We start from the raw sequence: 14,670 nt of genomic DNA on the forward strand, positions 1-14,670 counted from the left end.
GGAGGGAACAAAATGAATATTTTCATCAATAAAGGGATGGGTCACGGTAATAGTGGTGTCGAACATGCGCAATTTTACCGGGCCGCTCGTTTTCGTCAAAAGAATATTCCATTTAAACTAGTCTTCACTGATTTGTTGCCAGAATTGCATCAACATATGCAAGAATGGCACTTAGCCGAAGATGAAGTGATTGGCATGTACGATTACTTATTAAGTGATGATCCTGATCAATATCTAAAAACTGGTCTAACTGAGAAATTCTCTTTCCAAGAAGACTCTTTGTGGGACTTAACGAATACACAGCGTCGTCAAGTTCGGCAAACAACTGGTAAATATCAAGAAATAATCATTCGTGATAAGCGTTATTCTGATGACAAAAAGATTTACATCGTTGATGATAGCCGCATTTTCCTGGAAAATGGGGATCATAAAATTTCTTGGCATTTCCGTGAAGTACCTTCTCGAGGGAAAGTACCAACTAATATTCATTTAAATAATTTCCGTGGTAGCGATTATCTTTTTGAAACTTTTGAAGAATTGGTTACCTTCTTTTTAGGGGAACTAGAAAATTCCTTTGATAAGAATATTTACTTTATTGATCGTGGAAATGAGAACGAAGAAGCCTTGGTTCGAGCTAAAAAGCAGGGCGCTGATTTTAAGATTGTTGATATCGTGCACGCTGCTCATTTGGTTGAATTCCAAAACGGTCATCCACTGTTTAACAACTTCTATCAGTACATGTTTGACCACTTTGATACGATGGATGCTGTTATTACGGCTACTAAGTTACAACGTGACGCCATGAAGGACGATTTGAAAAATCAAGTTGAGGTGACTAACTTGAATAAGATTCATGCCATTCCGGTTGGGGGAGCAGACATTAACGAACCTGCTCATCACTGGGATGGTAAGGAAGCCCGTTTTGTTACGGCTTCTCGTTTGCATCCCGAAAAGCACATTAGTCAAATTGTTAAGGCTATTGATGCTTTGCGTAAAGAGGGTTTAAACGCCACATTGGCTATTTATGGATCTGGTGCTGACGAAAAGCCATTAAATGATCTGATTACTGAATTAAACCTAGGTGACTATGTGACTGTTAAGGGGCTTAGTCAAAATGTGGTTAAGGATTTGCAAGCTTATGACGCCTTTGTATCAGCCTCTTATTCTGAAGGATTTGGTTTGACTTATATTGAGGCTATTTCGGACGCTTTGCCAATCGCTACTTATGCTAATTTGTACGGGGCCCAAGAATTGGTCCAAGACGGTGTTAACGGAAAATTGGCTGAATTTAGTCGTCAAGACAGTGACGAAGACCAAAATGTGGTTAACTTAACTGCTGCTATGCGCGCTATTTTTGATGACTACGATCAATTATCACAGGGGGCCCACGAAGTTGCCCATGTTTATCAATCTGATCGGATTGCTGATCAGTGGCAGAAATTAGTAGAGGAGCTATCATGAAAGTTGAATTAATAAATTCCCTTGATTTCCTTAATTTCCCGGGAATTGGTTGGCAAATTGAACAAGTTAAAACCGGCAAAAGTGACGAATTATGGATTGCTACGCCCCATGAAGATGCTGCTAACTTAGTTAAGGGCCTAGGCCTAGATCCTACACGGGTCTATGACATGTATTCTCGGGCTTATTTGTCAGATGTTGACGAAACGCAAGGTATTTGGTTTACGGATTTGCCAGTCCCTAATGAAGCCCAGGCCATTATTAACGACGACTGGACTAAGAGTATTATCAGTCAGGGACACGAACTGGCCAAGGTGCGGTGGTTTGCTAATTCGCAACGCTTGGTTCAGGCAGTTAGTTGGCAAGATGCCGACGGCCAAATTGATTACAAAGATATTTACCAACGTGACGGTAGTATTTTTGCTAAACAATATTTCAGTGAAGGTCAGTTGTTAGAGTCTGACTTTTATGTTGGTGCTCAAGAACCGCAAGCTTGTGACTTTTATTTTGAAGGGCAACGCAACTTTGTTTATGCCGATGGTCAAAAGTATGCAAATGCCGAGGACTATGTTGCTGCGGTTGGTAACAGTTTTCCTGAAAATGAGTATCGGATTACCCAGGTAGGTCGTGAAATTGATTTTGCACCGGATAATACCGTGTTAACTTTGCCAGAATCAGTTGTGGATGATCAAGGTAACATTTTAGGTAACTTGATGAACGTTTTGAACAATCCTGATCATAAGATCAAAAAAGTTCAAGTCAAGCCTCGTGACTTTGCGGTATTACGCAAGGCCCGCTTGAAGCTTAATAAAGTATCATTATTAAAATAATTATCATTTTTTAATTGGAGGAAGTGGCAATGCCCATACATATGATGCCAGATTGGCAGCGGTATCTAAATCAGGTTCCACAAATGGATGCTATGGTGCACCAGGCCAAGTTATTTACTCTCAATAAGGAAGCTGTTGAGCTAGTTGTTTGTGACTACTTACCAAAGTTTCGAGCACTGTTATCGCAAAACGGTTTAGAAAATTTATCCTATTGGTCAGCCTATGATTGCTTGCAAAATGTTAACATTAAACAACAGCGACCATTAGGTGTTCATGACTTTACCTGGCCATCAGATGCACAGTTTATTCGGATGTATGACCGGGTATTGATTATGGTCAAGCGTCAGCACTATGCAACGATTTGGCCCGCTTATCCATCTGGTGATTTGTTTGACCGGATTGATTTGATGGAAAATGATAAACTAAAACAACAATTGACTTTGGATGATCGTGGTTTTGTTTCGCGGGTGGTTAATTTTGAAAATGATGTTGTGGTGCGAGTTGACTATCTAACACCCAGTGGAGATATTGCGGTTCAAGAAAACTACCAAACTGGTTTAGTAACGACTCAGCAAAGTTGGACCGGTCAAAAAACTTTTCCTAATATGAACGCTTTGATTCGAGAGGTCAGTGTTCGCTATCTTAAAGCCCTATCACCAGAAGAGATTTTGTTAGTGGCTCAAACTGGTCGAAATGTTGAAATTTTGGATCAATTACCAGCTGGCTATCAAATTATCACCACTTATAATGGCGATTATGCCGAAAGTACTGTCCAAGTTCCTACTAATAGTCAGCAAATTATTGCTAGTCAACCAGGTGAAGTTCCTGCCTTACAGGCTAATTCTTTGGTTCAAGTACCCTTAGAAGTTATTGCCCCATTTGCAGCGCAATTAGTTTTGGGACGGGCAGCGCCGCATAATAAATTACCAATCTTTTGGACGGTGAATCAGGTCGATGAACAGTTACGTCATCAAATTATGCGGACTTTAATTCAGTTAGCTCAGGAGCATCGTGAGTTGAATATTGTTTGTGAGTCGTCACAGGCAGTCGATGATTTACGAGCAATTGTGGCTGAAGCGGCTCAACAAATGGCTAGTCAACCAGGAAGTATGACCGCGGATGTACAAGCCTTTCAAGACCAATTCATCTTTATTCCACCGCAATCTGAAGGACAGCTATTCGATTGGTTCCATGCCACTTATTTGTTGCTGGATTTTGGCAATCGGCCCAATACTTATTTACAGACTTTGGCAATTTCCAAGGGTATTCCGCAGTTAAATCGGGTAGCTACGCCCTATTTGGTCAATGGGCAAAATGGACAAATTTTGCAAGAGCCAAGTCAAATTATTGCTGTGGTTAATCAGTATTTGGAAGATTGGAATTACTGGATGAGTATTCAAACCGCAGCGATTCGCCTGTCCTATGAATTTGATCAACAGGAATTATGGGAAAAATGGCAAGAAGTGCTTAAACGTGCGCGTTTAGGTAATAAATACGGAGAAAAATAACGGCATGGCTGATATATCGGTATTACAAATTGGACAAGCAGATTGGACAAGTCAAGCTGCAATGGATGGCCTAAAATGGGTTCATACGACAGTTGCTGATTTGCCTACTTTTTTGGCGCAACAAGATGAACCTTTTAAACTAGAACAAGACTACGTTTTGTTGACCGATTTGACACTGGATAGCAGTTTGCTAGTAAGAAAAGTTGAAGAATGGCCGGCTTATCGCTTCATTTACTTGGCTGAATTGAGCCAGATTAGTGTTGAATTGCAACAGGCTTTGTCAATGCGAGGCGCCTTTCATTTTAACGAACAACAGCCACAAACGGTGGCCCAACGTATTTTAGCTGATTTGTACTTGGGACAAATTGCCTTTCCAACCCGTTTTAGTGAAGAACAATTTATTCCAACCATCAATTATGATTGGCAATTCCGTCGTTCTGGTCGTTTTTCAAGCGCCTTTACGGGTGATTTTGGCGATGATTGGCAACAAATTGGCACGTTAAAAACTTTTGCGGGGGATTTGAATCCTAATCAAGATAATTTGATTTATCTGGACTACGATGCCACTGGGACAGCCCAAGTTAGTTTAGAGTGTGTTTTTTTCCACGGTGGTCGTTTACAACAGTTACAGTTTTTGCGCGGTGATGGGTTAGTTAATATGACACCTTTGAAGGCTCCGGCTCGTTATCAAGATTATCAGATTATTGTCTTGGCCAAGGGGAAGGGGACTTTGGATTTACATGCGGTACATCAACGCCGTTCCCGTCACGGTTTGGGAATGTTTATTCCAGGTGGACAGCGTCAGTTGACCGAAGATAATCAAGAAGTGTTGTCCTATTTTAATCCTGGTACGAAAAAGGGACCGATGATTGTTCTTTTTGCTGGTACACGTTTACACGTGGAAGGTTTTGAAATGATGGGACCTTTGGATAAATTAGGTTATCCTTACTTGTTATTCACGGATGCTCGTAGTCAGGGAGGAGCCTTTGACGTTGGTAATGCGGCTTATGAGGCCTTGGTTGTGAAGATTATTCGTAAGGCCCAACAATTTTTGGGATTAACTAGTGACCAGGTGATTATGTCTGGTTATTCCATGGGAAGTTATCCGGCCATCTATTACACACCAGATATCAAGCCTGGTGCTCTCTTACTAGCTAAGCCAATTTTAAATTTGGGTACTTTTACTTCCAGTGCCGAATTTCCACACAGTGGCGTTAACCATGATTGGACTTTGGATGTTCGTCGGCAATTGACTGGTCGAGTCGATCCCGAAGACACGGTTGCCTTAAATCAAAAGTTGTGGCATAAACTTGATCAACTTAGTATCGTTGACTGGCCACAGGTGTCGATGTTTAGTATGGACAGTGATGAGTACGATGGGGTCTCCTTGCCACAGTTATTAGATTATTTGAAAGAACGAAAGGTTCGCTTGAATCATCACGGAGAACCTGGTTATCACGAACAGAAAATTCCAGAGATGATTCGTTTCATGATTGATGAATACGAGCGGATTATTGCCGAAATGATTGCAAAGGGGCGGTAATATGAGATATCAAGTATATTGGACACCCGAAACGCAGTTAATTGAATTGCAAGGGGCAGTAATTGATTTTAAAGCCTACAATGAAGTTGAGTTTCAGCATCAATTTTTGCCTAGTGGACAGCCCATTGTCGGCTGGTACTCTCAGGCTAATTATTTAAATACTAAAACTATGTCGGATTTACCGTATTTGTATCCTGGTAAAACCTATTATTTTGACCGGCAAGTTACTAACTCCGAGCGGATGCACGCCTACTTAGCCGTAACTTTTTATGATAAAGATGGATTGGCTTTGGATACTAAGCAACAAAATGCTGATTGCATTGAAGTGACGGTTCCAGAGGGAACTGACTATTATGAGGTTAAATTGCTTTCAGCAGGAACGGGTAGTTTTATCTTTCGAGGCTTTAATATTCGCCCTAAGGTTGAGGAGGGTTATCTACTCAGTGGCGATCAGCAATTAAATGATAATCTGTATTCCTATCTGGATATACCTAAAAGCTTGAAAAATAAGACCTTACGAGTAATTTTTTCAGAACCAGAGTTTCACAGTCTCAAATACGTGAATGATTTGATTTCTCCTAGTAATCAGGCGGTTTTGTACTTTACTACGGACTTATTGCATGCCGATAGTTATGTTCAAACTGATCTATCTGAAGAAATTAATAAGGCTAAAAAATCGGTACATGCCAACAAAATTGAATTTGTTGGGTATGGTTTGATTTCTAGTTATACGGCCTTAACCTATCAGGGAAAATTCCGTGGGAGCCATGCGGTTATTTCTGATCCCAGTGCTGATCAAAAAGTATCTTATTTGGAACGGATGTCCCCAGCACTAAGGAATCAGTTTAAAAATATTTCCGTTAGGATTAGTGAATCATTAACTGGCTCCTTTGAGTTTTTAACTAGCGCCTTTGCCAATGACTTGCGGGTGCCCGTGATGGTGCCACATCCCAATGAGGATCGGTTAGCTAGTTTACGGTATGATACAGAAACTACTAACTATACTCGCGCTGATACCGTTCATCAGCGTCCAAGTCATCAGGAAAAGAAGAAAAGTAGTAAACTCCATAGTGGTCGGTTACGGAATTTCTTTATGAATGAAGATTAGTTCATCAAAAAAAGCCCCAGTTAAGGGGCTTTTTTACTTAGGCGTTAACAATGGTAAAACGCGTTTGATGATGTTTCGGATGCTGGATTTCTGATAGCATAGCTTGAGCCATCGTACCAGAGGTAGTTAATGATTGATCAGTCGAGTTAAAGAGCAAATTGTCTGCACCAGTAATCATTTGATCACTAGCTGGACCATCTTCAAAGGTAATTCCTGGAGAGATGCCAAACCAATTGACATTGTCCACCTGTTTTAGAAAATCTAATTCAGCCAGTTGATTTTGTGGAATAGCTTGCCAGTCTCGATTAGCTGGGTCAGCGACGATATCATCTACCAGGTTATGCTGATCAGCACCAGTTTTTAAGCTACCAGCTCCAAGGATGAAGGCCAAGCGTGGCTTAGCTTGATTGCGTAAGCAAGCCACTAGGTGTGCGGCTAAATCAACATGGAGGTAGGCTTGATCTGGACTAGTGGCAAAGGCATCAACAACTACATCAAATTGTGTCAGTTGACTCTTAGTCAGGTTAAAGGCATCATCGACTAAAGGTGTTATGGATGGATATTGCTGTTGAAGTTGCGTTAATTTTTCAGCATTACGACCATTAGCGGTAACCGAGAAGCCTTGTGCAACAGCAAGTTGAGTTAGGGATTGACCGGCCATGCCGGTTGCACCAATAATTAAAATTTTCATGATAAACAACCTTCCTTTAAATTAAGTCTATTATACTTTTCATGGCAGAATCTTGCCTTATTTATTAAATTTATTCAACAAAAAACAGCTAAGTATGTTTACTTAGCTGTTTTTGTTTGGACGCTGTCTTAATTATTGACTACAGTTTACCAGGCTGAGTCGAATGCGATTACATAATCAAATATGTATAGGGCTTATATTACTACCAGCCAGATAGGTAGTAAACGCCTACAATACACGTTAAGAACAACGCCAGGGACTTACATCGTCAGTGGATTGGAGTAGTAGTGTGTGCCAGGAGAAATCATACACCGACGAAGGCCCCATAGTATCACATAAAAATATGGTATCGGTTCCGTTTTTATAAAAATTATTAACTTTATTTATTTCCTTTATTATGCAATTTTAATGAAAAATAATCAAGCTGTTTCATTACTAATACAGGATATTTATTCCAAAAAAGAAAAAACTCCAATTTTAAGTTGGGGTTTTTTAGTTGAGGCGGTGCTTTACCAGCCTATTATGCCGATGACAGGGATCGAACCTGCACGATGAAATCATCATACCGACCTGAACGGTACGCGTCTGCCAATTCCGCCACATCGGCAAGATATAACTAATGTATTATACCTATAAAAAAGGCTTGATTACAAGTCTTGACATTCAATTGTTCCGGGGTATGATTGGGGAAGTAAATACCTAATGAAAGGGGGAACTGGAAGATGCTAATTATTAACTGCAATAATAATGTACTCTTTTCCTCCTCCCCTGTTGGCACTCATTGCTAATCGGGTTTATTTACGTTTCCAAATAGTAGACCAAGTTGAGCATGGGTGTTGATTAATAATCATTTGACCCCGTGCTTTTTTAATACCCAATTTTGGAGGTATATATGCAAAGTTATAATTTTTCGGCTGGACCGGCAGTTATGCCGAGCGAAGTTTTGACTCAGATTCAGTTTGATTTGGATCAAAGTCAAGAAGATCATATGAGTATTTTAGAAATTTCACATCGAAGTCTAACTTTTGACAAAATTGTTGATCAGGCCAAAGCCCGCTTACGTGAGTTAATGGACTTGCCCCAAGACTATGAGGTGCTTTTTGTTCAAGGCGGGGGTTCATTGCAATTTGAAATGGTTCCACTTAATTTTGCCAATCAAGCGCATCAAATTGCGGTGTTAGACTCTGGTAATTTTGCGTACAAGGCTGCCCAAGCTGCTCAAGCAGAAGGGATATCGGCCAAAATTGTAGCGAGCTCTCGTGATGAAAAATACCGCTACTTACCACAGTTACCAGTTGATTTTTCGGCTCAAGCTTATGATTATTTGCATATTACGACTAATAATACGATTGAAGGAACCTGCTATCACCAAAGTAATTTACCGCAAACAACCGGTCCTTTAGTAGCTGATATGAGTTCTAATATTTTAGCAGAACCCTATGATATTCGTAATTTTGATTTGATTTTTGCCGGGGCACAAAAGAATTTGGGACCGGCAGGAGTAACCGTGGTGGTTGTCAAAAAGTCCTGGTTAGCCCAACAAAGAGTAACTAACGTAGGGCCGATGATGCGTTATCAAAGTTATTTAGATAAAAATTCAATGTATAATACGCCACCAGTATTTAACATTTATGCCTTGAATTTGGTCTTAGGTTGGGTTCAAGACCAGGGTGGGGTGCCCGCTATGTATGCGGCTAATCAAAAGAAGGCCCAGTTGCTGTATGACTACTTAGATAAATCTAATTTTTATCATCCTTTGATTACAGGAGTAGATCGTTCCTTGACCAATGTTGTCTTTAGTACCGGTAATGGTCAACTAGATCAAACAATTGCCCAACAAGCTCAGGAATATGGCTTATACAATCTAGCCGGTCATCGTTCCGTTGGTGGTTTCCGAGCCTCCTTGTACAATGCTCAGCCGCTAGCAGCGGTAACCGCCTTGATTGACTACTTAGATAAAGCACAAAAGGAGCATCGAAATGAACGTTAAAACTTACAATGCCATTAGTCCTAAGGGATTAAACTATTTAGCTGAACGTGGATATCAACTCAATGCTGACCAGCCCGCTGATGCGATTTTATTACGGTCACAAGATCTTCATTCAGAAACGATCAGTGACAGTGTTAAGGCGATTGTACGAGCAGGAGCCGGTTTTAATAATATTCCGGTTGATGAACTTTCTCAGCGTGGGATTCCAGTCTTTAACACGCCGGGAGGGAATGCTAATGCTGTCAAAGAACTAACCATTGCGGCCTTGATTATGGCCGCTCGGCCGGTCATCGGGGCGATTGATTTTGCCAATAGTGTCCGCGGCGGGGATGTTTCCTTGCGAACTGAAAGTGACAAAGGGGGCTATCGCGGGACTGAATTAGCCGGTAAAACGCTAGGGGTGATTGGACTAGGAAATGTCGGGTCCAAGGTGGCTAATACGGCGCTAGCTTTGGACATGAAGGTAATTGGGTATGATCCCGGTTTAAACGCAAATACAGCTTGGCGGATTGACCGACATGTGCAACATGCCAGTCAAGTGGAAACTTTACTGCAAGCTGCTGACTATGTCACTGTCCATATTCCCTATACGGAAGGTAACCATTTTTTCATTAGCCGTGATAAATTAGCTTTGATGAAGCCAGAAGCAGCTTTGATTAATTATTCGCGCAATGACATTGTTGACAATCAAGCCGCTGTTGATGCCTTAAAAGAGGGGCACTTACGGCGCTACCTTACCGATTTTAGCGATGATGTACTCTATGATAACGACCAAGTTATTATCACACCTCATATCGGTGGTTCAACCATTGAAGCTGAAGAAACCAGTGCTTCGATGGCTGCCCAACAATTGGATGCTTTTTTGACCAGTGGAAACTTAATTCATTCTGTTAATTTTCCAGATATCAACGAACCTTTTACTAGTCAATATCGAGTCGGTATTTTCCATGAAAACGTACCTAATATGCTGGGGCAAATTTCCCAAGTATTCGGTAGTTTCGGATTAAATATCGAAGAATTAAGTAATCGAGCTAATAAGCAATATGCCTACACTTTAGTGGCAATTAATGAATTGGATGATCAGCAAGAAGCTGGTTTGTTAAGCCGATTAGGCCAAATTAACCAAGTATTAAAAGTTCATTTTTACCAGCAAAGCAAGTAAGGAGAATAAAACATGACCGAAGCACTACAATCAGCCGCCATTGCTAAGTTACAAGAACGAGGAGTTGGTCTTTCAGATGTTTATGATGGTGCATCTGAATTTTTAACGAATAAATATCATGATGAAATTCAAAAAGAGTTTTTAAATCAGGCCATTAATCGGGTGTTACATAAGGATGAAGTTGCCGATATTATTTTAACGGCCTTGTATCTAGATGAGCAAGCTGAAAAAATGCCTGCAAGTGAGCCTCTTAAGGCGCGCTTGCAACGCGATGCTAATGGCCATAATGTTGATGAAATTTTAGCAATTGCCATTACGCAGCAGTTTTCGGCCGCCGCTACGGTCCATTACGGTCTCTTAGATGATTTAAAACCAGGTTTAATTGGTCAAATTAATGATCGGTTAGATTCAATTAATGTCTATTTAGATGATATTTTAGCTGCTTTAATTGCTAGTGCGGCCATGACTTACCTAGAAATTTTAGGGGGTAATCAGTATTAAAAGAAGTGCTAGTCTTAGACTTCTTTTTTTGGTAAAATAAAGACTATTCGTATTGTTTAAGGAGATGACACAATGTCAGGACACAGTAAATGGCATAACATTCAAGGTCGTAAAAATGCCCAGGATGCTAAGCGAGGAAAAATTTTCCAAAAGTTAGCCCACGATTTATATGTTGCGGCAAAGGCTGGCGGTGCAGATCCCGAAATGAATTCTTCCCTACGTTTAGTAGTTGAAAAGGCTAAGGCAGCCAACATGCCAAAAGACAACATCCAACGTGCTTTGGATAAGGCTTCTGGTGCTGGTGGGGCTAAGTTCGAAGAAGTCACTTATGAAGGTTATGGTACTGCCGGAATAGCCGTCCTAGTGGAAGCTTCGACTGATAACATTAATCGTACGGTTTCAACGGTTCGTAATTCTTTCAAGCACTTTGGTGGTTCATTAGGAACTAGTGGTTCCGTTGCTTTCCAATTTGATCGTAAGGGTTACCTAGTAATTGATCGCGAAGAATTCCCTGATTTGGATGAGGATACAATTTTGGAAGCCGCCCTAGAGGCGGGGGCTGAAGATGTTCAAACTTCTGACGAAGCTTTTGAGATTTATACTGAACCAGCTGACTTTCAGACTGTGGAAGCTGCTTTAACTGATGCTGGCTATACTTTTGCCGATTCAGAAGTAACAATGATTCCACAAAATCCAATGGCCATCGACGGTGAAGACCGTGAAAAGCTAGATAAACTAGTTGATGAATTGGAAGAAAATGAAGATGTTTTGGCGGTTTATACAACTGCTGAATAAAAAATTGTCCCATAATTATGGGACAATTTTTTATTGTAAGGCTTGGGCTTGGGCGATAATTTGATCAGTAAATAATTTTAAAATGACCGCATCCTCGGCACTAGGCCGTAAATTAATCCGGACAATTTCTGCTCCTTGAGTTGCACCGGTCGGTTGAATTTGTTTTTCAAAGCTGTCCAAGGCTAAACAGTAGGTATCACCGTAGTATAAGTCGCCTGAACCAGCAATTCCATAAACAACCCCGGTTAAATCAACGTCGGCCAAATCCTCAAAGAAATCTAGTCCTTCATCTGGTAGGGAACCTTGGTCATAGGTGTAGGGCACAATGATCGCAATATCGACTTGTTGGAGCTCTTCTACTTCAGTTTGACTGATTTCACTTTTTTTAACTGACAAGCCAGCCTGTTTTAGTTGATCAATAATAATGTCCGCTACAGCTTCATTGTTACCCGTGATAGTAGCAAAAACCACCTGAGCGTTTAAGGGGTGTTGGGCCATTGTAAATCCTCCTGTGCGTATTAATATATTATTATACCTACTTTTAAGTATGTCGCCAGTTACAGTACATCCACTTAGAAAATGCGGTACAATACTAGCAGATTATATTAAAGGAGTGGTTTACTAATGGCCTTAACAAAAAGTCAAATTCAAGCGTTACAATCGGTTTATGATAATGGAATTTTGGATCATGACGATACTGCCCGTCAAGCTTTGGCGCAGGTTTTAGAAGATTTAAAATAATTGTGTCAGCGCAATATTTGTGCTAGACTACCGGTATAAGCAGTGATAAGGACAACCTGTTATGATTCAAGTTTTTAGAGAGCCTACATTTGGTGTGAGTAGGTAGCTTGGTTGTAATCGGACTACCTTTGAGTGATTAGCGAGTAGATGGAAAGTTGATCCGGGTGACACCGTTAACCGTTAAAAGAGAGGCCTGTTTTTAACAACAGGTCAATTGGGTGGTACCGCGGTAAAACGTCCCTTTGAACAATATTGTTCAAAGGGACGTTTTTTAGGAAAATCCTGTCACTGCAAACGAGTAAAAGAAGAGGTATATTATGGCAACAATTAAGTTAACTTTCCCAGATGGGGCTGTAAAGGAATATGAAGCAGGCGTAAAACCAATTGACGTTGCGAATCAAATTTCTAAGTCTTTGGCTAAAAAGTCCGTTTCAGCTAAACTAGACGGTCATTATGTGGGGATGCATGATGAAATCAAGCACGGTGGTGCTTTTCAATTAATTACCACTGCTGATGCAGAGGCCGGTGACATCTTACGTCATTCAGCCTCGCACTTGTTGGCTCAAGCGCTTAAGCGCTTGCCAAAATTTGCAGAGATGCACTTTGGGGTTGGCCCTTACATCGAAAATGGCTTTTACTACGACACTGACAATGGTGCCGGGAACCAGGTTTCTGTAGAAGATTTTCCTGAAATCGAAGCTATGATGCACAAGATTGTTAAGGAAGATTTGCCAATCCTTTCTCGCAAAATTTCTCGTGATGAAGCATTAAAGATGTTTGCCAATGATCCTTACAAGATTGAATTAATTGAAGACTTACCAGCCGATGAGCCAATTACTATTGCTATCCAAGGTGACCATATTGAACTTGATAAGGGTGGCTTGGTCCCATCAACTGGGTGGATTAAGCACTTTAAGTTGATTTCTGTTGCTGGTTCCTACTGGCGTGGTAAGTCTGATAACCCAGTCATGCAACGTATTTACGGAACGGCCTTTTGGAAGGATAGCGATTTAGAAGCTGACTTGCAACGTCGAGCCGAAGCCAAGGAACGTGATCACCGCACCATTGGCCGTGACTTAGACCTCTTCTTTACTAGTCAAGAAGTTGGTTCTGGTTTACCAGTTTGGTTGCCAAATGGGGCAACTATCCGTCGTCAGGTAGAACGTTACATTGTTGATAAAGAATTAGAAAACGACTACTTGCACGTCTACACACCAGTTTTGTCAAACTTGAACTTGTATAAAACTTCTGGACACTGGGATCATTACCGAGATGACATGTTCCCACCAATGGATATGGGTGATGGCGAATTCTTAGAATTGCGGCCAATGAACTGCCCATCACACATTATGGTTTATAAGCACAAGCCTCGTTCTTACCGTGACTTACCAATGCGTATCGCTGAATTAGGCATGATGCACCGTTATGAGAAATCAGGCGCCTTAACTGGTTTGTCACGGGTGCGTGAAATGACCCTAAATGATGGCCACACTTTCGTTGAACCAGAAAAGTTGGAAGAAGAATTTAAGTCTATCTTGCAAATGATGATGGGCGTTTATGAAGATTTCAACATTACTGATTACCGCTTCCGTTTGTCATACCGTGATCCAGAAAATACGGATAAGTACTTTGATGATGATGAGATGTGGGAAAAGTCACAAGCTCAGTTAAAGCGGGCTATGGACGACTTGAAGTTGGATTATTACGAAGCTGAAGGGGAAGCTGCTTTCTACGGGCCTAAGTTGGATGTTCAGACTAAGACTGCCTTGGGTGGAGAAGAAACGCTATCAACCATTCAGTTGGACTTCCTTTTGCCTGATCGCTTCAATTTGACTTATGTTGGAGAAGATGGTCAAGACAACCATCGGCCAGTGATGCTACATCGTGGAATTGTTGGTACAATGGAGCGTTTCACAGCCTACTTGATTGAAATGTATAAGGGTGCTTTTCCAACTTGGTTGGCACCTTTGCAGGTTCAAATTATCCCAGTTAACTTGGGGGCGCATGGCCAATATGCTCGTAAGGTTCAAAAGCAGCTTCAAGCAGCTGGGTTGCGGGCTCATGTTGAAACTAAGGATGCTAAGATGGGTTATTTGATTCGTGAAGCCCAAACCAATAAGATTCCTTATACCTTGGTATTAGGGGACGACGAAATTGAAGGTCAAACAGTTACTGTTCGTCAGTACGGTCAAGATCAAACTAAGACAATGAGTTTGGCTGATTTTGAGGGTCAAGTTGTGGCGGATGTATCAAATTACTCACGCGAAAAGTAATTTCTAATAAAAATTAATTAAGGCAGGCACTCAACGATGAGCAGGATTGTTGGGTGCCTTATCTTATATT

General features: G+C 41.0%; 12 protein-coding genes, 1 tRNA gene and 1 other annotated feature. Of the genes, 10 read left to right on the plus strand and 3 right to left on the minus strand.

The window, feature by feature from the left end:
- Positions 1–12: 12 nt before the first annotated feature.
- Genes M4974_RS05780 through asp3 form a run of 5 tightly spaced genes read left to right on the plus strand, consistent with a single transcriptional unit; the run spans position 13 to position 6,447 of the window.
- Entirely contained in the window at positions 13–1,461 is a 1,449-nt protein-coding gene (locus tag M4974_RS05780) for a glycosyltransferase (protein WP_248706531.1), read from the plus strand.
- On the plus strand, positions 1,458–2,288 hold the full coding sequence (locus tag M4974_RS05785) for a glycosyltransferase (RefSeq protein WP_248706532.1): 831 nt from the start codon (positions 1,458–1,460) through the stop codon (positions 2,286–2,288). Before M4974_RS05780 ends, M4974_RS05785 begins: the two co-directional genes overlap by 4 nt.
- Before the next feature lie 29 nt (positions 2,289–2,317).
- A complete protein-coding gene (gene asp1, locus M4974_RS05790) occupies positions 2,318–3,796 on the plus strand; it encodes an accessory Sec system protein Asp1 (RefSeq protein ID WP_248706533.1) in 1,479 nt (492 codons plus the stop codon).
- 4 nt (positions 3,797–3,800) lie between these two features.
- Positions 3,801–5,339, plus strand: coding sequence for an accessory Sec system protein Asp2 (asp2, locus tag M4974_RS05795; RefSeq protein ID WP_248706534.1), 1,539 nt, complete (start codon positions 3,801–3,803; stop codon positions 5,337–5,339).
- Between the two features lies 1 nt (position 5,340).
- A complete protein-coding gene (asp3, locus tag M4974_RS05800) occupies positions 5,341–6,447 on the plus strand; it encodes an accessory Sec system protein Asp3 (protein WP_248706535.1) in 1,107 nt (368 codons plus the stop codon).
- A 37-nt stretch (positions 6,448–6,484) separates the two neighbouring features.
- Here asp3 and M4974_RS05805 read toward each other — a convergent pair whose 3' ends face one another.
- Both M4974_RS05805 and M4974_RS05810 read right to left on the minus strand, forming a co-directional pair.
- The gene (locus M4974_RS05805) at positions 6,485–7,138 is read right to left on the minus strand and encodes an NAD(P)-dependent oxidoreductase (RefSeq protein WP_248706536.1); all 654 of its coding nucleotides are present in this window, start codon (positions 7,136–7,138) and stop codon (positions 6,485–6,487) included.
- Positions 7,139–7,661: 523 nt separating this feature from the next.
- A tRNA-Leu gene (locus tag M4974_RS05810) sits at positions 7,662–7,745 on the minus strand.
- A gap of 285 nt (positions 7,746–8,030) precedes the next feature.
- Here M4974_RS05810 and serC point away from each other — a divergent pair.
- The 4 genes from serC to M4974_RS05830 all read left to right on the plus strand — a co-directional run bounded on the left by serC (position 8,031) and on the right by M4974_RS05830 (position 11,586).
- A complete protein-coding gene (serC, locus tag M4974_RS05815) occupies positions 8,031–9,128 on the plus strand; it encodes a 3-phosphoserine/phosphohydroxythreonine transaminase (protein ID WP_248715833.1) in 1,098 nt (365 codons plus the stop codon).
- Positions 9,118–10,290 (plus strand): 3-phosphoglycerate dehydrogenase family protein, encoded by a 1,173-nt coding sequence (locus M4974_RS05820; protein ID WP_248706538.1) that lies wholly within the window; start codon positions 9,118–9,120, stop codon positions 10,288–10,290. The genes serC and M4974_RS05820 overlap by 11 nt, the downstream gene beginning before the upstream one ends.
- A 12-nt stretch (positions 10,291–10,302) precedes the next feature.
- Positions 10,303–10,791, plus strand: coding sequence for a phosphatidylglycerophosphatase A (locus tag M4974_RS05825; RefSeq protein WP_248706539.1), 489 nt, complete (start codon positions 10,303–10,305; stop codon positions 10,789–10,791).
- Positions 10,792–10,863: 72 nt separating this feature from the next.
- Positions 10,864–11,586, plus strand: a complete 723-nt coding sequence (locus M4974_RS05830) for a YebC/PmpR family DNA-binding transcriptional regulator (RefSeq protein WP_248715834.1) — start codon at positions 10,864–10,866, stop codon at positions 11,584–11,586.
- A 30-nt stretch (positions 11,587–11,616) separates the two neighbouring features.
- Here the strand turns inward: M4974_RS05830 and M4974_RS05835 are convergent, their stop codons facing one another.
- Positions 11,617–12,084 (minus strand): flavodoxin, encoded by a 468-nt coding sequence (locus M4974_RS05835; protein ID WP_248706540.1) that lies wholly within the window; start codon positions 12,082–12,084, stop codon positions 11,617–11,619.
- A gap of 276 nt (positions 12,085–12,360) precedes the next feature.
- Positions 12,361–12,572, plus strand: a binding site (T-box leader).
- Between the two features lie 72 nt (positions 12,573–12,644).
- On the opposite strand from M4974_RS05835, the gene thrS reads away from it, so the two are divergent.
- Positions 12,645–14,600: a threonine--tRNA ligase gene (gene thrS, locus M4974_RS05840; RefSeq protein WP_248706541.1), complete on the plus strand. Its 1,956-nt coding sequence runs from the start codon at positions 12,645–12,647 to the stop codon at positions 14,598–14,600.
- The last annotated feature ends 70 nt before the right edge of the window (positions 14,601–14,670 follow it).

Source organism: Convivina praedatoris, assembly GCF_933208495.1.
GTDB classification, from domain to species: Bacteria; Bacillota; Bacilli; order Lactobacillales; family Lactobacillaceae; genus Convivina; species Convivina praedatoris.